20 protein-coding genes are annotated in these 22,891 nt (G+C 62.8%); 9 read left to right on the top strand and 11 right to left on the bottom strand.

All coding sequences use genetic code 11. From position 1 onward, the window contains the following. The first annotated feature begins 2 nt into the window (after positions 1 to 2). Positions 3 to 398: a phage holin family protein gene (locus ACYQ8E_RS14430; RefSeq protein WP_459861180.1), complete on the top strand. Its 396-nt coding sequence runs from the start codon at positions 3 to 5 to the stop codon at positions 396 to 398. Here ACYQ8E_RS14430 and ACYQ8E_RS14425 read toward each other — a convergent pair. Together ACYQ8E_RS14425 and ACYQ8E_RS14420 are read right to left on the bottom strand one after the other, a co-directional pair. Beyond that, positions 386 to 655, bottom strand: a complete 270-nt coding sequence (locus ACYQ8E_RS14425; protein ID WP_459861178.1) for a hypothetical protein — start codon at positions 653 to 655, stop codon at positions 386 to 388. The two genes, ACYQ8E_RS14430 and ACYQ8E_RS14425, sit on opposite strands and share 13 nt — an antisense overlap. Positions 656 to 696: 41 nt before the next feature. Continuing rightward, entirely contained in the window at positions 697 to 2,004 is a 1,308-nt protein-coding gene (locus ACYQ8E_RS14420) for a hypothetical protein (protein WP_066724095.1), read from the bottom strand. A 240-nt stretch (positions 2,005 to 2,244) separates the two neighbouring features. On the opposite strand from ACYQ8E_RS14420, the gene ACYQ8E_RS14415 reads away from it, so the two are divergent. The 4 genes from ACYQ8E_RS14415 (at position 2,245) to fusA (ending at position 9,503) form a co-directional block, all read left to right on the top strand. Continuing rightward, positions 2,245 to 4,620: a methyl-accepting chemotaxis protein gene (locus tag ACYQ8E_RS14415; RefSeq protein ID WP_066724092.1), complete on the top strand. Its 2,376-nt coding sequence runs from the start codon at positions 2,245 to 2,247 to the stop codon at positions 4,618 to 4,620. Further along, a complete protein-coding gene (locus ACYQ8E_RS14410; protein ID WP_231875385.1) occupies positions 4,617 to 5,414 on the top strand; it encodes a GPMC system MBL fold metallohydrolase in 798 nt (265 codons plus the stop codon). Before ACYQ8E_RS14415 ends, ACYQ8E_RS14410 begins: the two co-directional genes overlap by 4 nt. Before the next feature lie 59 nt (positions 5,415 to 5,473). Next, a complete protein-coding gene (locus tag ACYQ8E_RS14405) occupies positions 5,474 to 7,300 on the top strand; it encodes a TIGR04442 family protein (RefSeq protein ID WP_459861175.1) in 1,827 nt (608 codons plus the stop codon). Positions 7,301 to 7,433: 133 nt separating this feature from the next. Next, entirely contained in the window at positions 7,434 to 9,503 is a 2,070-nt protein-coding gene (gene fusA / locus ACYQ8E_RS14400; RefSeq protein ID WP_066724086.1) for an elongation factor G, read from the top strand. A gap of 18 nt (positions 9,504 to 9,521) precedes the next feature. On the opposite strand, the gene ACYQ8E_RS14395 is transcribed toward fusA, so the two are convergent. Beyond that, entirely contained in the window at positions 9,522 to 10,697 is a 1,176-nt protein-coding gene (locus ACYQ8E_RS14395; protein WP_066724083.1) for a PP2C family protein-serine/threonine phosphatase, read from the bottom strand. Positions 10,698 to 10,807: 110 nt separating this feature from the next. Between ACYQ8E_RS14395 and ACYQ8E_RS14390 the strand changes: the two genes are divergently transcribed. Further along, positions 10,808 to 11,677 carry an SDR family oxidoreductase gene (locus tag ACYQ8E_RS14390; protein WP_066724081.1) on the top strand — a complete coding sequence of 290 codons (870 nt, stop codon included), beginning with the start codon at positions 10,808 to 10,810 and terminating at the stop codon, positions 11,675 to 11,677. 120 nt (positions 11,678 to 11,797) lie between these two features. Continuing rightward, positions 11,798 to 13,249 carry a hypothetical protein gene (locus ACYQ8E_RS14385; protein WP_066724070.1) on the top strand — a complete coding sequence of 484 codons (1,452 nt, stop codon included), beginning with the start codon at positions 11,798 to 11,800 and terminating at the stop codon, positions 13,247 to 13,249. Between the two features lie 394 nt (positions 13,250 to 13,643). Here the strand turns inward: ACYQ8E_RS14385 and rdgC are convergent, their stop codons facing one another. From rdgC to ACYQ8E_RS14365, 4 genes are all read right to left on the bottom strand, one after another. Next, positions 13,644 to 14,807 (bottom strand): recombination-associated protein RdgC, encoded by a 1,164-nt coding sequence (gene rdgC, locus ACYQ8E_RS14380; protein ID WP_066724068.1) that lies wholly within the window; start codon positions 14,805 to 14,807, stop codon positions 13,644 to 13,646. A 291-nt stretch (positions 14,808 to 15,098) separates the two neighbouring features. Next, a complete protein-coding gene (gene groL / locus ACYQ8E_RS14375) occupies positions 15,099 to 16,760 on the bottom strand; it encodes a chaperonin GroEL (protein ID WP_066724064.1) in 1,662 nt (553 codons plus the stop codon). A 33-nt stretch (positions 16,761 to 16,793) separates the two neighbouring features. After that, entirely contained in the window at positions 16,794 to 17,084 is a 291-nt protein-coding gene (groES, locus tag ACYQ8E_RS14370) for a co-chaperone GroES (protein ID WP_066724061.1), read from the bottom strand. A 223-nt stretch (positions 17,085 to 17,307) separates the two neighbouring features. Then, positions 17,308 to 17,820: a hypothetical protein gene (locus tag ACYQ8E_RS14365; protein ID WP_157471730.1), complete on the bottom strand. Its 513-nt coding sequence runs from the start codon at positions 17,818 to 17,820 to the stop codon at positions 17,308 to 17,310. A gap of 591 nt (positions 17,821 to 18,411) precedes the next feature. Between ACYQ8E_RS14365 and ACYQ8E_RS14360 the strand changes: the two genes are divergently transcribed. Further along, positions 18,412 to 18,816, top strand: coding sequence for a hypothetical protein (locus tag ACYQ8E_RS14360; protein WP_066724052.1), 405 nt, complete (start codon positions 18,412 to 18,414; stop codon positions 18,814 to 18,816). Positions 18,817 to 18,869: 53 nt separating this feature from the next. On the opposite strand, the gene ACYQ8E_RS14355 is transcribed toward ACYQ8E_RS14360, so the two are convergent. Genes ACYQ8E_RS14355 through ACYQ8E_RS14345 form a run of 3 tightly spaced genes read right to left on the bottom strand, consistent with a single transcriptional unit; the run spans position 18,870 to position 20,396 of the window. Further along, positions 18,870 to 19,130 carry a DUF507 family protein gene (locus ACYQ8E_RS14355; protein WP_066724050.1) on the bottom strand — a complete coding sequence of 87 codons (261 nt, stop codon included), beginning with the start codon at positions 19,128 to 19,130 and terminating at the stop codon, positions 18,870 to 18,872. Beyond that, positions 19,130 to 19,405: a DUF507 family protein gene (locus ACYQ8E_RS14350; RefSeq protein ID WP_066724047.1), complete on the bottom strand. Its 276-nt coding sequence runs from the start codon at positions 19,403 to 19,405 to the stop codon at positions 19,130 to 19,132. The genes ACYQ8E_RS14355 and ACYQ8E_RS14350 overlap by 1 nt, the downstream gene beginning before the upstream one ends. A gap of 34 nt (positions 19,406 to 19,439) precedes the next feature. Next, entirely contained in the window at positions 19,440 to 20,396 is a 957-nt protein-coding gene (locus ACYQ8E_RS14345; protein WP_066724044.1) for an IS1595-like element ISDesu2 family transposase, read from the bottom strand. Between the two features lie 332 nt (positions 20,397 to 20,728). Here ACYQ8E_RS14345 and ACYQ8E_RS14340 point away from each other — a divergent pair, with 332 nt between their 5' ends. After that, positions 20,729 to 21,802 (top strand): pyridoxal-phosphate-dependent aminotransferase family protein, encoded by a 1,074-nt coding sequence (locus tag ACYQ8E_RS14340; protein WP_066724042.1) that lies wholly within the window; start codon positions 20,729 to 20,731, stop codon positions 21,800 to 21,802. Between the two features lie 95 nt (positions 21,803 to 21,897). Here the strand turns inward: ACYQ8E_RS14340 and arsS are convergent, their stop codons facing one another. After that, entirely contained in the window at positions 21,898 to 22,854 is a 957-nt protein-coding gene (gene arsS / locus ACYQ8E_RS14335; RefSeq protein WP_066724039.1) for an arsenosugar biosynthesis radical SAM (seleno)protein ArsS, read from the bottom strand. Between the last annotated feature and the right edge of the window lie 37 nt (positions 22,855 to 22,891).

Below are 22,891 nucleotides of genomic sequence, written 5' to 3'. Positions count from 1 at the left end.
CGATGAAAGGTTTACTGCTGCGCTGGCTGATCCTGACCCTGGCGATTCTCGCCGCCGCCTACCTGATTGACGGCATCGCCGTGGCCGGCTTCCCCAGCGCCCTGGGCGCCGCTGCCCTGCTCGGCATCCTCAATGCGCTCTTGCGTCCCCTGCTGCTGTTGCTGACCCTCCCCCTGAACATTCTCACCCTCGGCCTCTTCACCTTCGTAATCAACGCCCTGCTGCTGATGATGGTCTCCGGCGTTATCGGCGGACTGGTGATTCAGGGTTTTGGCAGCGCCCTGCTCGCCTCGCTGGTGGTCAGCCTGGTCAGCTGGCTGCTCACTACCCTGGTCGGCAACGAGGGGAAGATGGATGTCATCGTCCTGCAGCGCCGGGACGAGGATCATTGGGAGTAGCTGGAGGAAGAATTGCGCAGGAAGAGTTTTGCGACGACCAGAATCAGGGTCAGGGAGATAATTTCGAGGAACAGCCGGGGAAAATCGGGAAGGAAGATCCAGCCCGGGTCCCGGGGGGGCGACCAGATCCAGGCATAGACCGGCCCGCTGGCGCCGACGGCAGCGAGCAGGGGGGTCCCCTGCCACGGTGGAAAAGCTACCGCCAGCAGGAGGCAGAGAGCGTAGCTGTCGAATACGCGGCGAATTGGCTGGTTCATGGCGTCCTGTTGCCGGGGAATAAGGGCGGGCGGAAAAACGGCTAGAGGCCACTGGCGTCCAGGGAGGCCGCAATCTCCAGTTCCCGTAGCTTGAGGACCATCCGCCGCCTGACGCCGGTCGGTATTTCGACATGCAGACAGAGGATATCGGGGTGCAACCGGCGCGCCGCCATCCGTTGCCGGGCATTGCCGCCGGCTCCCGGGATCCAGCGCAAATCTTCCCGCGGCAGGAAGTTTCGTTCTTCCCCGGGGAGGAGCCTGGCGACGTCGCTGTGTGGGTCGAGGACCCGGCCAATCAGCTGCAGGCCACCCAGCAGGGCGAAATTGTAGCATTGCTGCGGCCCCGAGCAGAACTGCAGGTAGATCTCCGGCGACAGCGACCGCAACAGCTGCAGCCCCTGGCGTAAGCGGGGGGCGGGAAAGAGGTGCAGCACCTCGCCATGGCGCTCCAGGCGCCCCAGTTCACTCCCCTCGACCCAGGGCGGGGCACCACCCAGGCCGACCACCAGGCGACTGTCATCGGCCCGGGTGCCGACGCAGCCGTGCAGGTCGATGACCAGGTCCGGCAAGGGGCCGCCAAGTATGCGGACCAGCCCTTCAAATCCCTCTTCCAGCTTGTAGCAACAGGGGTGACCAGCGGCGTCGAGGTAAGGATAGATGACGTCGATATTGCTCGGATTCAGGGGCACCCCCCACCCTTTCAGGCGTTCCAGACTCTCGTCCGCGAGCGGTTCCCGCCCGGAAAAGCCGAGGTTGATCAGCGCCGCCCCGCCGCGGTTGGTGCGCAGGAAATAAAGGGCTACCTCCAGCGTATGGGGATCGTAGGGGCCATGGGTCGCCGTCAACAGCGGCTCCTCGGCACGGCGCCCGGCACTGCGCCGCAGCAGCAATACCCCGCCGGCGCCATCGGGGAGAAAACGGGCCGAAAAACCGGGGAGGGCCGCCCCGGCCTCCTGCCAGCCGCTGTCATCGACCGGGACGGCACCGAAGAACCGGGAGAGGACCCGTTGCCGCCAGGCGGCGACAAAACGCAATACACGGTCAGGCAGGCGATAGTAAACGGCGTAATGGGCCGAATCGAGATAGACCCGGACCCCGAGGCGCTGCAACAGGTCGCGGTTATAGCTGTTCTGGGTGGTCGCAAGGAGACGGTCGGTAATCTCCTCCATGGCGCAAAAGGCTTCCTCGCCCGGGGATTCCGTGAGAAGCTCGACCCGTTTTAGATGCCGGTAATCTTCCCGACCGATCTCCACTTCGAGTCGGTTGAGATGACGGCAGAACGGGGCATTGGCATCGACCTGGAATTCACAGCGGAACAGGTCGGGAATCTTCGGTATTCCTGGTTTCATGGCGTTCCCTTTTCTCATCAGCATAACTCCCGACGGCGGTCTGGACAACTGCCGACTCCGGCGGGGTCCTGAGCAGGGGATGCCAGCAGGCTTTCAGACCTGCTGCCGGGCCGGATAAATGGTTGCCAGCATTGAGTTTGGATGCTATTTTCTCAAAGTTGGCCGCTACCAACCTCAACCCCTTGCCGGACCGCACCGGAATGGCGGCGTCCGCGCCGACCACCAGACAGAGGTGTACACATGTTCAAAGCTCTCAAGTTACGCTGGAAAATCCTTTTCGGAATGATCGGCCTCTCGGTCCTGGCTCTGGCGGTAACGCTTTTTATCGTCTCCGGCCTCAACCAGCGGCAGCTTGCGGGGGCAATGCAGCAGCGGGTAGAAGAGGTTACCAACTTCGTCGAGCAGAGCATCGACTTCAAAGAGCGGGAAATCAGCAACTACATCAAGCTCCTCGGCCGCAACACCGACCTGGTCAACGCTGTCTACTATACGGCCCTGACCGGCGAGAACACACAGATCGACAAGGTCGTTCAGGGAATCCAGGAAATTTTCCAGCTCGACATGGTCCAGGTCCGGGACAAGCAGGGAGAGATTCTGCTGCGGACCCTGACCGGCAACAACGAAATTCCTGCCAGCACCGGCGTCGATCATCCCTTGCTGCAGACCGCCCTCGGCGGCAGCGAAGCCAATGGCGTCACCATGTTCGACGGCCAGCTTTCCATCGTCAGTGTCGCCCCGGTCCGGCTGCAGAACGAGGTCATCGGCCTGCTGATCGGGATCGATTTCCTTGACGACAGCTTTGCCGGCGAGATCCACGCCCTAAGTGGTGCCGAGGTCGCCTTCTATGACTCCGACGGGATCGTCGCCACCTCCAACCCGGCGCTGCGCAGCCTGCCGCTCCAGGAGATCCTCCAGACCGGCCACGGCAAGACCGACATCGGCGGGGTCCCCTACGCACTCTTCACCGCCAAGTTCGGCAACGACGGCCGCGGACTGCTGATGGCCATCGACAGTTCGCAGAGCGTTGCGGCCCGCAAGCATATGCAGGAAGTCCTCTTTGTCATCCTGCTCGTCGTCTCCGCGCTCGCCACCCTGGTCGGACTGGCGATTTCCAGCAACATCACCCGTCCCCTCGCCGAGGTCGTCCACAATCTGGAGGAGATTGCCCAGGGGGAAGGCGACCTGACCCGGGCGCTGGTGGTTCGTTCCCGGGACGAAGTCGGCATTCTGGCCGAAAATTTCAACCGCTTCGTGGCACGCCTGCGGGAGATGGTCAGCCGCACCCGCTCGGTCTCCGGCGGCCTCAACGAGGCGACGGAGAAGATCCGCCTCTCTTCCAGCCAGGTGAACGAGGGGGCCGTCCGACAGTCCCAGGCCCTTGAAGAATCGTTCCGCGCCATCAAGGGAATCGAAGAGAGCATTTCCGGCGTCGCCGAAAGTACCGGTTTTCTGGTCGAATCCGCCGAGGAGAGTTCCTCGGCGACCCTGGAACTTGGCGCCACCATCGAAGAGATCGCCTCGCAGATGGAGAAACTCTTCGCCACCGTCGACGAGGTCTCCAGTTCGATCAACGAGATGTCGGTGGCCAGCCAGCAGATCACGGAAAATGTCGAGATTCTCTCCTCGTCGACGGAGGTGACCGCCTCCTCCATTATCGAGCTCGATGCCTCGATCAAGGAGATCGAGGAGAATGCCGAGCGTACCAATCAGCTCTCCGAGGAAGCGGCCAAGGACGCCCAGAAGGGGAAAGAGGCGGTCGACGCGACCCTCGAGGGGATCAACTCGATCCGCGAGATGGTCGACCGGGCGAGCGGTGCCATCCAGGACCTCGGCAGCCAGTCCAACGCCATCGGCAAGATCCTGACGGTGATCGACGAGGTTGCCGACCAGACCAGCCTGCTCGCCCTCAATGCCGCCATCATTGCGGCCCAGGCCGGAGAGCACGGCAAGGGGTTTGCCGTCGTTGCCGACGAAATCCGGGAGCTGGCCGAGCGGACCGCGGTCTCGACCCGGGAAATCGGCGCCATTATCGGCAACCTGCAGAGCGGCACCCGGGACGCGGTTTCGGCCATGCGCGCCGGCAGCGAGCGGGTCCACCAGGAGGTGGAACGTTCCAAGGGGACCGGGATCGCCCTCGACAAGATCCGCACCAGCACCACCAAGGCGACCGAACAGGTGCGCAGCATCGTCCGCGCGACCCAGGAACAATCCCGGGGCAGCCGCCAGATTACCGATTCGATCAACCAGGTCGCCTCGATGCTCGGCCAGATTGCGGCCGCCATCAAGCAGCAGACCGACGGCACCAAGCAGCTGGCCCGCGCGGCCGAAGCGATGAAGGAGATCGCCTCGCAGGGAAAACTGAGTACCGGCGAACAGGCCAAGGGGAGCCGCCAGATCAATGCCAGCATGGAAAAGATTCGCGATATGATCGAGCGGATCGATGAGGCGACCCGCGAGCAGACCCAGCGCAGCCGCCAGGTCGTCGATGCGGTGGGGAGTCTGCGCGGCATTGCCGAAGGGAATGCTGAGCGTACCGCCGAGCTCGACCAGGTGGTTGAACTCCTCTCCCGGCAGACCGCGACCCTCGAGGAAGAGGTCGGTGCCTTCAAGGTATGAGCCGGGGCGAGCTGACCCTGACCATCCTCGGTTCGGGGACCAGTACCGGCGTACCGGTGCCGGGGTGTGATTGTCCGGTTTGCCGTTCCGGTAACGGAAGCAATCAACGTACCCGCTGCAGCGCCCTGGTGGCGTGGCAAGGGCGCAACATCCTCATTGACACCGCCACCGACCTGCGTCAGCAGGCGCTGCGGGAAGGGCTCAAGACGGTCGATGCCGTCCTTTATACCCATACCCATGCCGACCATGTCCACGGCATCGACGACCTGCGCACCTTCAGCCGCTCGGACCAGCCGCCACTGCCGGTCTTCGCCGCAGCCGATTCGCTGGCCGTGCTGCAGCGGGTCTTCGCCTATATTTTCAGCGAGCCGGCGGAGCCTGGCTACCGGCCAAACCTGACAGCCTGGACGATCGGCGGCCCCTTCTCCCTCTTTGGCCTGCCGATTCTTCCGCTCGAGCTCGAGCACGGGGCCGGCACCGCCCTCGGGTTCCGGATTGGTCCACTCGCTTACCTGACCGACTGCAGCGCCATTCCGCAGGAAGCCGCGCTGCAGTTGCAGGGGCTTGAGGTGCTGGTCATCGATGCGTTGCGATTTCGGCCGCACCAGACCCATTTCAATATCGCCGGGGCGATCGCAGCCGGACGTCAACTCGGCGCCCGACGCACCCTGCTTACCCACCTCAGCCACGAGGTGGAGCACCACCGCGACAGTGTTGGTCTCCCCGCAGGGTTTGAACTGGCCTATGACGGCCAGAGGGTGGCCCTGCCTTTCGAAAGCGACCTGCCCGGGTAACCAGCAAAAGGGTGTTTCCCGGTTTTTCTTTTGCCAGCGCCTCGGTGAAACGGAACGGTATGCATCAGGAAATTCGTCTTCATGGTCATGTCAACGAGACCATCGAATACTTCGCGACGGCCGCCGCCCGTGATGCCTACCGCTGTTACTTCTACGAAGTGGATGGCGCGCGGCTGCGCTTTTTCTCCCCCGGCAACGAGTTCGTCCTCGACTCCGAGGGGGTCAGTCACCGGGGGAACGGCGGATCGTTCTGTGAATACATGTTCGGCGTCGATCAGCCTCTCGCCGACCTCGCCAAGGGGGATGTCCGTAACCGGCTCGTCCTCTACGGCGCTTCCTACCAGGAGAACGGCAGCCTCTGCTTCACCAGCCGCACCGAGGGGGGGCAAAGCTACGAGCGGATCTTCTTCGAGGGAAACGCCGTCTGCAACTACTTCTTCTTTCTCACCGGATCGATCAGCGGATCACTGCGGGAACAGCAGGAAGGGATTCTGCGCCTGCTCGGCAAGCTGCTCAAACGCAGCCAGGCGGTCGGCGAGGGGGATGACTCCGGGCTCGGTGATGAACTTTTCGGTCTTTTGGGCCACAAGAGCTCTCTTTACCTGGTCAAGCTGATCCACAAGAAGCACAAGGCCTACCGCGAGGCCTTTGAAACACTTTACCTCACCTACAAGGCGATTCCGGACGAGGAGTTCGCCCGCCTGCAACAGCTGGCTGAAGATCTCGGCATCGACAAGTACCAGCAGGAACGGATCCGCATCGATGTCATGTACAAGCACCCGGAAAACCGGCGCATCGTCGACGAATACAAGAACATCCTCATCGAGTGCAACCGGCGCGGCAGCATCAACCGCCTGGAGAATGCCCGCCTGACCCGCCTCAAGACCCTTTCGGTCCGCAACAAGATCCCCGCGGCGCTCTTCTACACCCTCGACGAGATGCTCAAGCACGACAACCTCATCGACCTCGAGGAACAGAACTACATCGCCGAGACCCGGCAGATTCTCTTCGGACTCTTTTTCCAGGAACGCCACATCGATGCCAGCATCGACGACGAGGATATGGTCAAGCTCCTCCAGGCCAAGCGCCAGGCGAGCGAGAACCGTGACCACAGCTTCGAGCATATCCTCCTCGAAACCGGAAAATCGTGCGACGAAAAGATCCGGGACGGCGCCGACATCCAGCTGCTGGAGAACTTTTCCTACATCATCACCTATTTCGACCGTTACGATAATGCAGCGGCGGTCATCAACCAGCTCGCCTTCATGGAGAATGTGCGTCTCTCGGAAGAGGTGGTGCGCAGCCTGCTCGGCAACCGCAAGGCGTTCAACGCCATTGCCAGCGGTCTCTTCTCGGAACTCTTCTTTTCCAGTATCTACGCCAACAAGTACCTGGGGCGCTTCGGCGCCAAAAAAATCCGCTGCCTGCAAAAAGGGCTGGAAGAGATCGAGGACGGCCGGCTGACAGTCCAGGGGCTGCTGCAGCGCATCGGCGAGATCGGGGTCCAGGAGGGGACCTACAACATCATCCTCAGCCACGTCAAGGAGCGGATCCGCAACTTCTACTCCCGTTACAATACCCGCGCCGAGCAGGATGCCCTGCGCCTGGAGGTGGCCGAAGAGCTGCGCAACAAGGGCCTGCACAGCGGCGAGATTCCCGACGGCCTGTTCCGCGATGTCGTCGTCAACATCAAGAAGGAAGCGATCTACATCCACAACCTGCTTCCCCGCATCGTCGCCGAGAAGGACACCGCCCTGCGCGAGGATTTCCTCGACAACGGCGGCCTCGACCGCTTCTATGTCGAGGAACTGGAGCGCGAGTACTTCGAACTGAACGACCTCGACATGGAGGAGCTCTATCAGATCCGCAAAGGCCTCAATTCCTGACCCGGGACCTCTCCTCTCTCCCCTCCTGCCATTTCCGGAATAATCTGGCAAGTTATTGAAATTATTCCGCGCCAACTTGCCGGAAACCATCTCCCCGTTATAATTGCAGGAATGCCAACGGGAGCTTCGCACCATGACCCATCCCGACATCCGCAGCATCCGCAATATCGGCATCATTTCCCATATTGACGCCGGCAAGACCACGGTCTCCGAGCGCATCCTCTTCTACGCCGGCGAGATCCATCGCATGGGCGAGGTCCATAACGGCGCCGCCACCATGGACTGGATGGAGCAGGAGCAGGAGCGGGGGATCACCATCACCGCCACCTCGACCTCCTGCCGCTGGCGAGATTGCTGGCTCAACCTGATCGACACTCCGGGACACATCGATTTCACCATCGAGGTGGAACGCTCGCTGCGCGTGCTCGATGGCGCCATCGCCATTTTCAGCGCCGTCGAAGGGGTCCAGCCGCAGAGCGAGTCGGTGTGGCGCCAGGCCGATCGCTACCGGGTGCCGCGCATCTGCCTGATCAACAAGCTGGACCGGGTCGGCGCCGATCATGCGGCGGTGCTGACCCAGCTGAAAAAACGCCTGCACGCCCGACCGGTTCTGCTCCAGCTGCCGATCGGCAGCGAAGGGGAGTTCAGCGGCGTCGTCGATCTACTGGAAAGCCAGGCCTGCTACTTCGATGCGGACGACCAGGGACTGACGGTCCGCCGGGAAACGATCCCCGCAGAGCTGGCAACCGCAGCGGCTGCCGCCCGGGAAGCCCTGTGCGAAGCGGCCGCGGACTTCGACGACGAGATCCTGGCCGATCTGCTTGAGGGGCGATTGGTCACCGCGCCGCGCCTGCTGGCAGCGCTGCGCAAGGGGGTACTGCAGTGCCAGATCTTTCCGGTTCTGCTCGGTTCGGCGCTGCGCAACAAGGGGATCCAGCCGCTGCTCGATGCCGTCGCCGCCCTGCTCCCCTCCCCCCTCGATGTCCCGCCACCCCAGGCGATCAATCCGGACCAGGAGAATGCCGTCCAGACGATCACCTGCGATCCCGCTGCGCCCCTCTGTGCCCTGGCGTTCAAGGTCCTGGCTGATGAGGGGCGCAAGCTGACCTACCTGCGCATCTACGCCGGCACCCTGCATCCCGGCACCCTGCTGCGCAACGGGACCCGCGGCGGTGAAGACCGCGTGGCCCGGCTCTTTCGCATGCATGCCCATCGCCGCGAGCGCCTCGACGAAGCCCGGGCCGGCGATATCATTGCCGCCACCGGCCTGCGCGATGTCCTCACCGGGGACACCCTCTCGCCGCCGGAGAGCCCGCTGCGGCTCAGCGGAATGACCATCCCGGAGCCGGTCGTCTCCCTGGCGGTCGAGGCGAAGAGTATTGCCGAGCGGGAAAAGCTGCTGTCGGCGCTGGAGAAACTGCAGTGGGAAGATCCGACCTTTCGGGTCCGGGAAGACGCTGATACCGGCCAGACGGTTCTGACCGGCATGGGGGAATTGCACCTGGAGGTGATTGCCGAACGGCTGGCCAGAGAATTCGGGGTCGCAGTGACTACCGGCCGGCCCCAGGTAGTTTACCGCGAGACCCTGCAGCAGGCGGTAACGCGCCGGGAACGCTTTTCGCGGGAGATCGAGGGGCGGCAGCAGCAGGGTGAGCTGCTGCTGCAGTTGACCCCCCTGGAACGGGGGGGCGGCATCGAGATCGAACTCCCCGCCATCGACCAGTCCCCGCTGCCGCCGCCGCTACGGGAACTGCTTAAGACCAGCCTGGAGGAGGGGTGCGCCGGCGGGCCACTGGCAGGCTATCCTCTGACCGACCTGCGGATCCAGGTCGCAGAAGCCCCCTTCGACCCGGCCGTGACCACCGCGATCGGCGTGCGCGCCGCCGCCCAGCGCGGACTGGCCCTGGCGGCCAGGGACGGATTGCCGGCGCTGCTGGAGCCGGTCATGCGCCTGGAGCTCACCGTCCCGAGCGATCAGGCCGGCCGGGTTCTTGGTTCGCTACAGCAAAAACGGGGGCGAATCGAAGGGATGCTGAGTCGGGCGGCGAGTGAAATCATCGCAGCACTGGTCCCCCTTTCGGAACTCTTCGGTTACATGACCGAATTGCGCAGCGCAACCCGGGGGCGGGGAAGCTTCACGATGGAGTTCTCCCACTTCGACCTGGCGCCGGAAGAAGCCCAGCAACGTTTTGGCGCCCACTGAACTGCTGTCCCCCCCGGCTCAGGATTCCAGAAATTCGATTCCGAGCAGGGTCAGATCATCCTGCTGCACGCCGCCGCCGGCAAACTCCCGCACCGCAGCATAAACCCGACGGCACACCTCGGCCAGCGATTCACCACGCAGGTCATCGAGAAGTTGAAAAAAACGTTCCTCGCCAAACAGCTCCCCCTCCTGATTGGGCCACTCGATGACACCGTCCGAGTAGAGGAAGAGCCGATCCCCCCCCTGCAGTGCGACCTCCCCTTCGGCAAAAGGGCCGCCGACTCCGAGGCCGATCAGGCCGCCGCCGGTACGCAGCAATTCCACGCCGCCACCACGCCGCACCAGGGCCGGCGGCGGGTGGCCGGCGCCGCTGTAGCGAATCCGCCCGGTGGGGATATCCATCAGCAGATAGCTGATGGTAAAGAACTTTTCAAAGCGCTCAAAGGGGTACTCCCGTTCCAGCTCCTCCAGGACTTCCGCCGGGGAGAGCAGCTTGTAATAGGGGGGAGTGATAAAGACCCGCTTGACGATTCTTCCGGTATGCAGGGAAAGGCTCTGGTAAACGGAGACCGAAACCATCGCCGCTGAGACCCCGTGGCCGCTGACATCAAAAAGGTAGGCCATGACCGTGTTTTCGTCGAGCTGCATGACGTTGAAAAGGTCACCGCCGATCTTTTCAAACGGTTCAAAGCTCCAGGCAAAACGGTAATTACCCATATCGGGCAGGCGGGTCGGGATCAGGTTGCGCTGGATCTGGGCCGCCGAGCGCAATTCTTCTTCCTGTTCCCGATTCCGCTCGCGCAGGAGTTTGCGGGCTCCGGCGAGTTGCAGGCGCTGCTGGCGATAACCGGCCAGGGGGGCAATGCGGGCCCGCAGCTCGGTCACCGAATCGGCCTGCAGCAGGACGCCATCGCATTTGGCGCTATGCAGGGTCAGGTCGTGCATCTGCCCGCGGCAGCTGAACAGCAGGGAGGGGATGGCGAGGCGCCGGCCATGGGCAAGGAGTTCCTCCCAGCCCGGGGCGGAAAGGAGGCCGACCTCGAACAACAACAGGTCGGGGCTGCGTTGCAGCAGCTCGTGGGCCTGCACCGGATCTGCGCTGACGACAACGGCGTACCCCTGGCCGCGCAGGATCGCCGCGACATCGATACCGCCGATCTGGTCGTTCTGAAGAAGCAAAATACGCCCGGTCATTGTCATTCCACCGTCTGGTCGGGTAGGCTATCAAGTATACTTGATGTTCAGCTCGGAAGACAGCCCCACCCCGCCGGGAGCTGCTTCCGGGCACCAGCGGGAGAAGAACCATGAAGCTGTTGATCGTTGGCTGCGGATACCTCGGCCGCAGAGTTGCCCTGCGCGCCCAAAATGCCGGCCTGACCGTCACCGCAGTGACCCGCACCGGCACCCCGGATCGGCAGCTGAGCGCCGCCGCCATCCCCCAGCTGGCCGCCGACCTGGATCAGCAGCTGCCCCCCCTGGAGCTGGCCGCCAGCGTCGTTCTCTATCTGGCACCGCCACCCGATACAGGCACCTCCGACCCGCGGCTGGCCGCCTTTTGCAACGCCATCGGGGAGGAGGAACGACCGTTGAGATTTGTCTACCTCGGGACGACCGGAGTCTACGGCGACTGCGCTGGTGCCCTTATCGATGAGGAGGCGCCGCTGCGCCCGGCCACCGACCGGGCCCGCCGCCGCCAGGCCGCCGAAGAAACATTGCGGGCCTGGTGCGGAACGGCCGGGGTACCGCTGGTGATCCTGCGAGCGGCTGGAATCTACGGGCCGGGGCGGCTGCCACTGGCAGCCCTCTCCGCCGGCCAGCCGGTGATACGCCGCGACGAGTCACCCTGCAGCAACCGTATCCATGTCGATGACCTGGCCACGATCTGCCTGGCGGCGGTGCAGCGGGGCCGGGCTGGTGCCGTCTACAATGCCAGTGATGGCGATTCTTGCTCGATGACCGACTACTTTCTCGCCGTCGCGGCGGCCTTCCGCCTCCCCAGCCCTCCCCAGATCACTATGGCCGAAGCGGCGCAGCAGTTGAGCCCGGCCCTCCTCTCCTATCTCGGAGAATCGCGGCGCATTGACAACCGCCGGGTACTCAGCGAACTCGGCGTCACCCTGCGCTATCCCGATTTGGCGCGCGGGCTGGCCGCCTGCCGGGCAGAGCAGGGCTAACCGCGCCTTCTGCTGTTGGCAGTCTGCCAGAGGCGCGGCCATTGTTCCCGGCCCCACGGCCGGGTATACTTTTCATCACTAGGCCGCCACCGGCGCCCATTCCCCCCCTGAGGATGAACGATGCCGCGCTTCCCCCTGATGCTCCTTCTCCTGGCCCTGGCCACCGCCTGTGCTCCCGTCCAGGTGCCGGTTCCGGGCGATGACTGCCTGGCGTTGCTGCGCGCGGTCGACCAGGCCGTGGTCGCCAGCGGCTGCCGCAATGCCGCCTATTTCCCGATCCCGGAAGCGCCCTACCTGCGCACCAGCCGATTCTGGGCCAGCTTCGGCCAGCGCGACCTGACTGCTACCGAGTTCCGGAGCTATGCCGCAGAGCTGCGCCGTCTCGACCGCGAAGCACGTACTGCAGAGTTGAGCTGCCTGGCGCAGCAGGCCACCCCCACCAGCGCCGGGGAGAATGCCGCCACATCCCTGGTCCCTGGCAGCGAAGCCTGTGCCGAGCAGCTCCTGACGGAAGCACTGATCGCTCCGGACACTCTGCGCGCCACCCTGAGGACCACCCGGGTGCCCGATGATTACCGCACCTGGCGCCGGGTCGTCGGGCTTTACCCCCTGGTCAGCCTTCCCGTCGCCATGGCCGTTGCCAATGCCTACGACGACCGGCGCGACTGGTATCGGCAGGAGCTGCAGCAGTGGCTGGAAAAGGGGACCTGGCAAACGGGTGCTCCCGCTGCCGGTCCGCCGGCACCGGCGGCAGAAGTTGCCCGGCGCCTCGCCGGCGCCAGCGCCAACCCCCTCAAGGTCCCCCTGCCGGACCGGGAGGACGCCTGGTGGCTGGCGGCCAACTTCGCGCCGCTCTTCATCCAGCAGCAGGAGAACAACCGTGATCGCTGGGGGCGCGTCGAGCGCTCCGCCACAGGCTTCACCATCGATCCGGAACGACCGCTGGTCTACTGGTACTGGGATCACCTTTTCCGCGGGACGGAACCGCTGCTGCGCCTCAACTATGTCACCTGGTACCCCGAACGCAGCGGCGGCGACACTCCCTGGATCGAGCGCGGCGCCTACGACGGGCTGACCGTCGGCATCACCCTGGCCGCCGATGGCCGACCCCTGCTGGTGCAGACCATGAACAACTGCGGCTGTTACCACCAGTTCTTTCCCGGCGGCCAGCTCCCCCCTCCGCGTCCGCTCCCCTTCGCCCCCGACCCCCTGGTCCCGCAGCAGCTTCCTGAAACCGGGCCTGGAGAGCGGCTCGCCGTCTATATCACCACTGGCTGGCACCAGGTGATCCGCCTCGCCGCCCACCCTGCGCCACCCGCTGCGACAGGCTACGGCCTGGCGGACTACAGCGACCTGGAACAGCTGCCCGGCCCGGAGGGCGGCCGGCCCAGCCTCTTCAACAGTGCCGGCATTCTCCCCGGCAGCGAACGGATCGAACGGGGCCTCTTCTTCTCGCTGGGAATCCCTTCGGTAGGGAGCATGCGCCAGCGCGGCCATCAGCCGATCACCTTGCTCGGTCGCGAACACTATGATGACCCGCAGCTGCTGGACCGGACCTTCGGAGGCGAGTAGTCGGCAGAGAGTTGGGCAGCCGGGACAAGCACTGCCAGCATAGAGGGCTCCGGCGCCCGTTTCCTCCTCGACACCCCGATGTTTTGCGCCTGGCGGTGATCACCATAGTTGACCACCCCATGTAGTTCGACTAGGGCGGCGACCCGATGGTGAAAAGGGAATGGGCGCAGAATCTCTGCAGCCGGAGGACCTCTATTCCCGACCGCTTCGATTCGATAGTGACCAGGCGTTCCTTCCGCGCCGACTCCAATCTTGCCGAGATTTCTACCCCCATCCAACCCCGCTGCCCCCGAATCCTCGCCGAGAATTTCCTCCAGCTGATAAAAAAACTCCCGGTTCCGAGCGAGTGAAAATGCTCGGAACCGGGAGTTTTTTGAAGTAGCGGTGATTGACGCTATTCGACCTCGAGCCAGTCCCGGATCGCTTTCTCCTCTGCCGTCCAGCCACTCCCCAGGCGAAGTTCCAGAAAGGTCGCCAGCAGGCTGTCGAAAAGCTGCTGTCCCTCCTCGAGCAGGGCCATGCGCTCAAAGAAGACAGCGATCTTTTCCGTCTCCGGATCGGTCAGGTCGTCCTTTTCCAGCTTCACCCCGGGAGAGCGGAAAGAGGCGAAGTGGAAGCTCGGCACCTTGAGGTTGAGGCGCCAGTTGCATTCGGCCTTCTCCAGGTGGAGGACCGCCTCGGCAAGCGCCTTGTCGGCGGCCAGGGCGGTGCGGACCTCGGAGAAGCGGTCCTGGGGTCCGGTGACCGCTACCTTCTGCCCCCCTTCGGCGCCACCGGTGAGAACCAGGCGATCGTCGAGCCAGGCCGCGAACCCTTCGCCGGCCAGCGCCGGACCCGATTGCGACACCTGGTACTGGCCGGAACCGGACTGGGAGCGATAAATCAACCAGAGGAGAAACTCGGACCCGAGCCACTGGTTGTCGCGAATCTCTTCGAGGAGACCGTCCCCGGCGGCCCGGTTGGCCCGCTCCAGCGTCGCCTCGAGTTCTGCCGGCACAACGCAGCGGGCACGCCCGAAAGGGTGCAGGGCGACCAGCCGCAGGCCGGCAAAGGTCTGCTTGAAAAACGCCTCGAAGAGGTCGATGACCTTGGGGCTAAGCGCCGTGAAGGTCACCAGATTGCGGCGACTGTCCCAGACCGCGTCCCATACGCTCGGAACCGGCAGGGTGCGCGCAAAGAGGGCGCCGCGCACCGCTTCCTTGAGTTCTTCGCGTTTGACTTTCGGGACCTTGTGAAAGCTCGGGTTGGCGGCCAGGAACTCCTCCTCGGCCCGGGCCAGGTGGGCTTTGAGGAGGGGGGCGGGGAGACGGCGCTGGTCGCGGCGCAGGGCAAAGGTCAGGTAGTGGTCGCGGGCATAAGTCTGGGGATTGACGAAATCACTGCAGCTGGTGTCATCGAGTTGCACCCAACCGATGGAGAGCTCTTCGCTCCCCTTCTCGATGGAGCGGAAGGCATTGGCGGCGAGACATTCACCGGCCCAGGTAACGAGATCACTGCCGGCCGGTGTCCCTTCGACGCGAAACTGGCAGATACTGACGGTATTGGACAAAATTCCCATGGGTCCTCCTTGCGGGTTGCTCGGGTCCCTAGGGGTACACCTTTTCAACCCGCGGAGCAAGGGAATTGTAGAGGCTGACGGAAACTCGATCTCCCGGGCGATCCGGTCCAGATTGTGGCACAACTCCTCGAAGGATGGCCTACCTCTCTTTTCCCTTGCAGTGGCCGGGAGAGGATGGCGGATCACAGGCTTCTCGTCAAGGGCCGTAATCGCGACTACCCTTTTCTCCAATAACGACAAGAGCCCCCCGGAAGCATCCGGGGGGCTCTTGTCCTAAGCAGCTGGCCGGGCTTACATCATGCCGCCCATACCGCCCATGCCGCCCATACCGCCCATGTCGCCCATGCCACCAGGCATGCCGCCCATGCCGGCGTCTTTCTTCGGCTTCTCGGCGATGCAAGCCTCGGTGGTGAGCATCAGGCCGGCGACCGAAGCAGCATTCTGCAGCGCACTGCGGGCCACCTTGGTCGGGTCGATGATCCCTTTTTCGATCATGTCACCATAGACATCAGCCGCTGCGTCAAAGCCGAAGGAACCCTTCTTGCCGAGCACCTTGTCCATGACGATGGAGCCTTCCATGCCGGCGTTATTGGCAATCTGGCGCAGCGGCTCCTCAAGAGCACGCTTCACGATGTTGACGCCGAACTGCTGCTCGCCGCCGAGCTTCATGGCGTTGAGGGCGGCAATGCAGCGCACCAGGGCAACGCCGCCACCGGGGACGATCCCCTCTTCCACGGCCGCGCGGGTCGCATGCAGAGCGTCTTCGACGCGGGCTTTCTTCTCTTTCATCTCGGTCTCGGTAGCCGCGCCAACCTTGACCACGGCAACGCCGCCGACCAGCTTGGCGAGACGCTCCTGCAGCTTTTCACGATCGTAATCGCTCTTGGTCTCTTCGACCTGGGCGCGGATCTGCTTGACGCGACCCTGGATGTCGGCCTCGGCGCCGGCGCCGTCGATGATGGTGGTGTTCTCCTTATCGACAACGATACGCTTGGCGTGGCCGAGCATGTCGAGGGTGGCGTTCTCCAGCTTGAAGCCGATCTCCTCGGAAATCACCTTGCCGCCGGTGAGGACCGCGATGTCTTCGAGCATCGCCTTGCGGCGGTCGCCGAAACCGGGAGCCTTGACGGCGCAGACATTAAGAGTGCCGCGCAGGCGGTTGACGACCAGGGTCGCCAGCGCTTCGCCTTCAACGTCCTCGGCGATGATCATCAGGGGCCGCCCCTGCTTGGCGACCGGCTCGAGAATCGGCAGCAGGTCGCGCATGTTGCTGATCTTCTTGTCGTGGATCAGGATCAGGGCTTCCTCCATCACCGTCTCCATGCGCTCGGCGTCGGTCACGAAGTAGGGGGAGAGGTAGCCACGATCAAACTGCATCCCTTCGACGGTCTCCAGGGTGGTCTCCATCGCCTTCGCTTCCTCGACGGTGATGACCCCTTCCTTACCGACCTTTTCCATAGCTTCGGCCAGGATATTGCCGATGGTGGCATCGCCGTTGGCGGAGATGGTGCCGACCTGGGCGATCTCCTTGTGATCCTTGATCGGCTTGGAGAGCGCCTTCAGGGCCTCGACAGCCTCAATGACCGCCTTGTCGATGCCGCGTTTGATCTCCATCGGGTTGTGGCCGGCCGTCACCAGCTTGACCCCTTCGCGGTAGATCGCCTGGGCGAGGACCGTCGCGGTGGTGGTGCCGTCACCGGCAACGTCGGAGGTCTTGGACGCGACTTCCTTGACCAGTTGGGCGCCCATGTTCTCGAACTTGTCCTCGACTTCGATCTCCTTGGCGACGGTGACGCCGTCCTTGGTGATCAGCGGCGCACCAAAAGATTTCTCGATGACGACGTTGCGCCCCTTGGGACCGAGGGTCACCTTGACGGCGTTGGCCAGGGTATTGACCCCTTTCAGAATCGATGCCCGGGCATCCTGCCCGAATTTGATTTCCTTAGCAGACATGTCTATTAGTCCTCCTCGCGGAATTTGGGTGAATTACTTCTCGACGACGCCGAGGATATCGTCCTCACGCATCATCAGGAATTCCTTGCCGTCAAGCTTGATGTCGGTCCCCGAGTACTTGCCGAACAGCACCTTGTCGCCGACCTTGACGTCGAGGGGCAGAACCTTGCCATCCTCGGTCTTCTTCCCCTTGCCAACAGCGATGACTTTCCCCTGCTGGGGCTTTTCCTTGGCGGTGTCGGGGATGATGAGGCCCCCGGCGGTCTTGGTCTCTTCCTCGAGACGCTCGACGATGATGCGATCGTGCAATGGTCTGATGTTCATGACAACTTGCTCCTTTCCTGTGCACACATTGGATGGAATGAGAGGGCTGTGCCCCGTTTAACGACAATCGCTAACGCAAAAAGGCTCGCGTTCGAAACCGGCAAACGAACCAAGCCTTTTGCGGCCCTGTTAGCACTCGGTGCAGGTGAGTGCTAACAGCTGGGGCTTAATATAATCAGCGGGGAGAGAATGTCAAGGGGTTTGTCGAAAATTTACCGGGAGATCAATCGGCCGGCAGGTGCTTCAACACTTGAACAGAGAGGGTTTCGGCAACCCGGCGGGAGATTCGGGTGCGCTCCTGATCGAGGGTCGAACGATCGTGATCGAACATCTCCTTGACCGGCATTTCATAGTCGAAGACCGGAGACGGCTGGCCCGGACGGAAGAGATGGACGCGGGCACGGGCGCGGATTTCGGTCGAACAGCAACCGGAGTCCTCGACGTAGCCGAAGAGTTCGCCGGTGACATAGGTACGGCTCGCCAGCCAGTCGTGGCCGACCTTCTTGGTGCCGCTCTTGAGAATGACGAACTCGGTGCCGCCACTTTCGCTCGCCTCGTTGAGGAGGTCGACAAAATCGTCAAAGACCCCCTCGGCGACCACTCCTGGGACCATCAGGGTGGTGAAGGGAAGGATATAGACCTTCCGTTGTGGTGGCGCCTCCCGCAGCACGTCGATCGGCTTGGGACCGGGCGGCGGGGGAGAAAGCTCTTCTTTTGCCAGGTTGGCCAGGGCCAACTTATCGGCCGGTGCCAGGGGCAGCCTTTCCTCAGGCAGCGCGGGTGCCTGGCGGAGCTTCAGCAGATCCGTAAGGGGGATGTTCTTCCCTTGGCTGGGCAGTTGTGGGGCTTCCAGGGGGGGCGTTATCACATCGGTAGCCGGTGCAAGACTGTCTCCCGGCGGCGCAACCGATTGGGAGGTTGCGCCCCCCCTGCCACGGGCCAAACCTGCCGAAAGGGGCTGGGGTTGGGGTCCCCTTGGAGCCGGAACCGATTCCTCGACAACGGGGCGAAGAGTAGAAAATGGGGCTATTGGCGAGTTGGGGGTCGGCGGGTTGCCAGCCAACACAGGCAATGCCACCATCGCTGCCGGGGCATGCGGTTCCGTTGCTGCCAGAGGCGCTGGGAAAACACTAACGGTTTCAATACCCGTCTCCCCTGCAGGCGACGGTGGAACCGGGACTGGAGTCGATGGGCGTGGGTTGAGAACCTGGGGGCGCGGGGTCTCGTAAGTCGATCCCAACTGGTCCAAAACGGTCTGTCCTGCCGGGGTCCGACCAAGAGACTGCAGGGCCAATTGCACTTCGCTGAGCAAGGATAAAGACAGCCCTTGACGGGCAACCAGGGGATCAGACAGGCCGGAGCCGGAGGTCTTAAGAGGGAACCGAGCCAGAACCTGGAACTCATCTACAGGTTGTTGGCGAACATAATCCATCGGCAGGATCGCCAGATCAACCTGCTGAACCAGATTGATCCAATCGTGAAGAACATCTGTATTCTTGAAGAGTTGCACATAGACATCTTGGTTCAACTGCCCCGAAAGATAGAGCGCCAGAGCACGAGCCTGGGTTCTGTTCTGGATCAGATCGTTGCCGCCCGGGACAACTCCGAAAGTTATCTGCGCCCTGGCCGGAGAAGACACTGTCGCCAACAGGGCGACAAGAACAACTACCATCAAGATTTTTATCGAAAAGCTTGCGCTTGGCGGATTACTCACTCCCAGTTCTTCTCCTGAGATCGACATGGTAGGCTCTTTACCGGCAAGCCCCCCCCGAAGACAGCCCATTTTCAGCTGCGTTTAAGCATCTCTTCCCGAAAATAACGATCGTACAGAAGATGCCACTGGCGGCTTCCCGGAGTCTGATGCTGCCGCTGGAGGCGGCTTCGTACCAACGAATCGACCTCCTCCACGGCAGCCAGATACCGCGTCGCAGTAGTCTTTAGGACTTGCAACGCACGTCCTTCGTCGAGATAATCGACCAGATCGTCCCGCCACAATCCTTCCTTGATCCGATGGGCCAAGTGGGAAATCCGCGCTTCGCTCAGCATTACCTCGCCCCTCCCTCTTCGGCCAGCCGTCTCTTGATCATCTGCAGCAACTTCTGGCGGTCGACACCAGGAGGAGCATTTTTCAGATGGACCGCCAACAGTTTTTCTGCCTCCAGGTCAAGATCCTTATCGCGCTCTAATTCCTGGCCAATAAGCTCGGCAATCCGCTTGCCGACCCGTTCCCGGTCCACCTTAAGTTGCACCGCCCCGGAATCGACCAAGGCGGCAAGCAGAGCGGCAGCCAGACGTTGTTGATCCTCTTCCCCGAATAACACCCCGACCTCCCGAAATCGGCAAAAAACCTCCTGATTAGGTCCAATTCTCAGCTCGGCGAAGCCAGGCCTCGGGCCGCTTGCCGATTGAGACACAGGCGAACAGCAGTCTTGGCAGCATGCTGCGCAGATCGAACCGCCGGTTGAACCGGTACTGAAACTCGGCCAGATAGCGATGCGCATATTTGTCGAAGTCAAACGCATGATACGTTCCGGCCATGGCCGTCTTAAGATTGCCCAGGATGGTGTTGATCCAGTGGAAGCAGCCCATGTCGGTACTTCTGCGTTGATCACCAACCACCTCTCGCTGATGGTAGCACCCAGTCTTGGTGACCGCGCGGAAGCAATTCAGGCCATCAGAAACGACCAGCGCCGTCGGTGCCAAATGATTCTTGGCCCATTGATCAACGTCATGGCTGCTGAAGGTCGTCACCCGGCTAAAAACCGCTCGCAGCGGATGGCCGTCATGACTCGTTTCCACCGCCGCAATGAAGGGAACTTTGTTCTCCGAACCGCGACCGACTTTCCCGCCGGAGCGTTCTCCGCCCAAGTAGGCATCGTCGATCTCGACTCGCTGACCCAGAACCGTTGTCTCTTCGCGTTCGAACATCGCCTGCATGAGCTTGTGCTTGAGTCGCCAAGCCGCCTTGTAGCTCAAGCCCAGCATACGTCTCATCTCCAGCATCGACAGGCCGGACTTGCCTTGTGTCATAAAGTAGAGGGCAAGAAACCACTGGGTCAGCGGTAGATTGCTCCCATGAAAAATCGTTCCGGAAATCAGAGAGATCTGTTTTCGACAGCGACTGCACTGGAAGATTTTCGACTGTCCTCGCCGGAACTGGACCGCGCGGCTTGCACTGCATGCTGGGCAGACAAATCCTTGGGGCCAGCGCGAGTGCTCAAGGATCGCCTCGCATTGGGTTTCCGTACCGTAGTCTTTGAGAAAATCAGCCAAGCTCAGCCCCGGTTGAAACTGGATACGATTGATGGCCATGGGTGCTAACCTCCTTGTTTTTCATGGGTTCCATGGCCAAACTCTATGCTTCCTGTGCGACAGAATGTGTCATAGCTGAGAATTAGGGCTAATCAGGAAAAACCTTGAAAAAACTACGCCATCCTACCTTTGGCCAAGGGCATTGTCAACGAGGGAATCCTTGACAATGCCATGCAGGATGTGCTATCCAGTGCGCCATCGTCGCCAGGGGATTACCGTCCTTGATTGCCCCGATGGGCAGCCGCTGACCTGCCCCCCTGACGAGTTGTGCGCCTGGACTTCGCAGCAATGCCGGCCCAGGCGTTTTCCGTTCCGCCAAGGAGAAGTGCGCCATGGCCAAAAAACTCTACATTCCCGGCCCGGTCGAGGTCAGCCTCGACGTCCTGCAGGCGATGGCTGCCCCGATGATCGGGCACCGCATGAAGGAATACGCCGAACTTCACGGCCGCGTCACCCGGGCTCTCAAGGCCCTCCTCAACAGTTCCGACCCGGTCTTCCTCTCCACCAGCAGTGCCTTCGGCGTCATGGAAGGGGCGGTCCGCAACCTGGTGCAGAAGCGCTGTGCCAACTTCAGCAACGGCGCCTTCAGCGCCAAGTGGCACGACGTCACCCTGCGCTGCGGTCTCGCCGCCGATCACTTCGCCGCCGAATGGGGGGAACCGGTCACCCCGGAAATGGTCGACGCAGCGCTCGCGACCGGCAAATATGACGCCATGACCCTGGTCCACAACGAAACCTCGACCGGCGTGATGAACCCGCTGGCCGAGATTGCCGTGGTGATGAAGAAATACCCGGAGGTCTCCTTCATCGTCGATACCGTTTCCTCCATGAGTGCCGTCCCCCTCGACGTCAGCGCCCTTGGCACCGATGTCTGCCTCGCCGGAGTCCAGAAGGCCTTCGGCTTGCCGCCGGGGCTGGCGGTCTTCGCCGTCTCGGCCAGGGCGCTGGAGAAAGCGGCGACCACCCCCAACCGCGGCTACTATTTCGACTTTCTCGAGTTCGCCGCCAACGACCTCAAGGACAACACCCCGAGCACCCCCTGCATCAGCCTCATCTACGCCCTTGACCACCAATTGCAGAAGATGGCGGCCGAAGGGCTGGAGCGGCGCTACGCCCGCCACCAGGCCATGGCCGAGGCGACCCGCAGCTGGATTCTCGACCAGGGCTTTGGCCTCTTCGCTGCCGACGGCTATCGTTCCGTCACCCTGACCTCCGGCGCCGATGACGGCCGCACCGACCTGGAAAAACTGAAAAAGCTCGCCGGCTCCGAGGGCTACGCCATCGACAACGGCTACGGCAAGATCAAGAACCGGACCTTCCGTATCCCGCACATGGCCGACATGGTCCAGGCCGATCTCGACGAACTCTTTGACCTGCTTGAGAAGCTGCTGCCCCAGGTCCGCTGAATTTATCGGCGAAAAATCGATCGGTACGCAGAACGGCCCCGGATTTTCCGGGGCCGTTCTGCGTACTTCGCGATTTTTCAGCCGCGTTGACCAGGTCAGGCGACCAGCGCCCCGCCGCAGGAAGATCCACAACCGGCGGTACAGCCGAAGCAGTGCGCGCCGGTGACAATCGGCCGTCCGGCCAAGAGGGGCGGATCGAGGTCGTCGATATGGCGCGGCAATCCCGCAGCGAGACCAAGACCGAGGGCGAGGTTGAAATCGCAATCCCCGAGGGTGCCATCCCAACCGATGCAGATCTGGTGGCGACACATCAGGTCCGCAAGGGTCTCGCCGTTGAAGGAGTCCTCGAGCAGAGTGCGGTACTGGGCGCCCCTGGCCTGCCGGTCGAGCTCCTCCATGAAGCGCCCGATCGGCATATTGGTGATGGTCAGCAGCCGGGTGAAGACGATCCCGAAGCGATCGGCGAGCTCGCGGCGATAGTCCTCTTCGAGGCGTGCCTGGCCGGGGGGAAGGAAGGGTCCGCCCGGGTTGTAAACCAGGCCGAGGCTCAGCTCAGGCGTCTGGCCGTAGCCGAGGCGATTGAGCCGCTGCAGGACGGTGATCGACTTTTCATAGGCCTGCGCACCCCGCTGAGCCGCGACATTTCCCTCCAGGTAGCAGGGGAGGGAGGCGACCAGCTGCACCTGCTGGCTCCGGCAGAACTCCGGCAGATCCTCCTGCCCCGGTTCGAGCATGACCGTCAGGTTGGTACGCACCTGGACCGGATGTCCGGCCCTGCGCAGGGCGCTGACGAAGCGGCGAAAGTCGGGATTCAGTTCCGGTGCGCCGCCGGTCAGATCGACCCGGCTTCCGGGGAGATCCTTTGCCAGTCCCAACACCTTTTCCATCGTCGGCCAGGTCATCACCTCGGGCCTTTGCGGCGCCCCTTCGACATGGCAGTGCCGGCACTGCAGGTTGCAGCGCAGCCCGAGATTGACCTGGATCACGGCAACCGCCGCGGCGGCAAGGCCCCGTCCCAGGGAGCGGCGAACGGCAAGGCTGAATCGATTCATTGTCTTATACTCCTGGTCCCGGCAACCCCCGATCGGC

Source organism: Desulfuromonas carbonis (genome assembly GCF_054658035.1).
The sequence above is the reverse complement of the archived record's forward strand: the minus strand, read 5'-3'. Positions and strand labels throughout refer to the sequence as shown.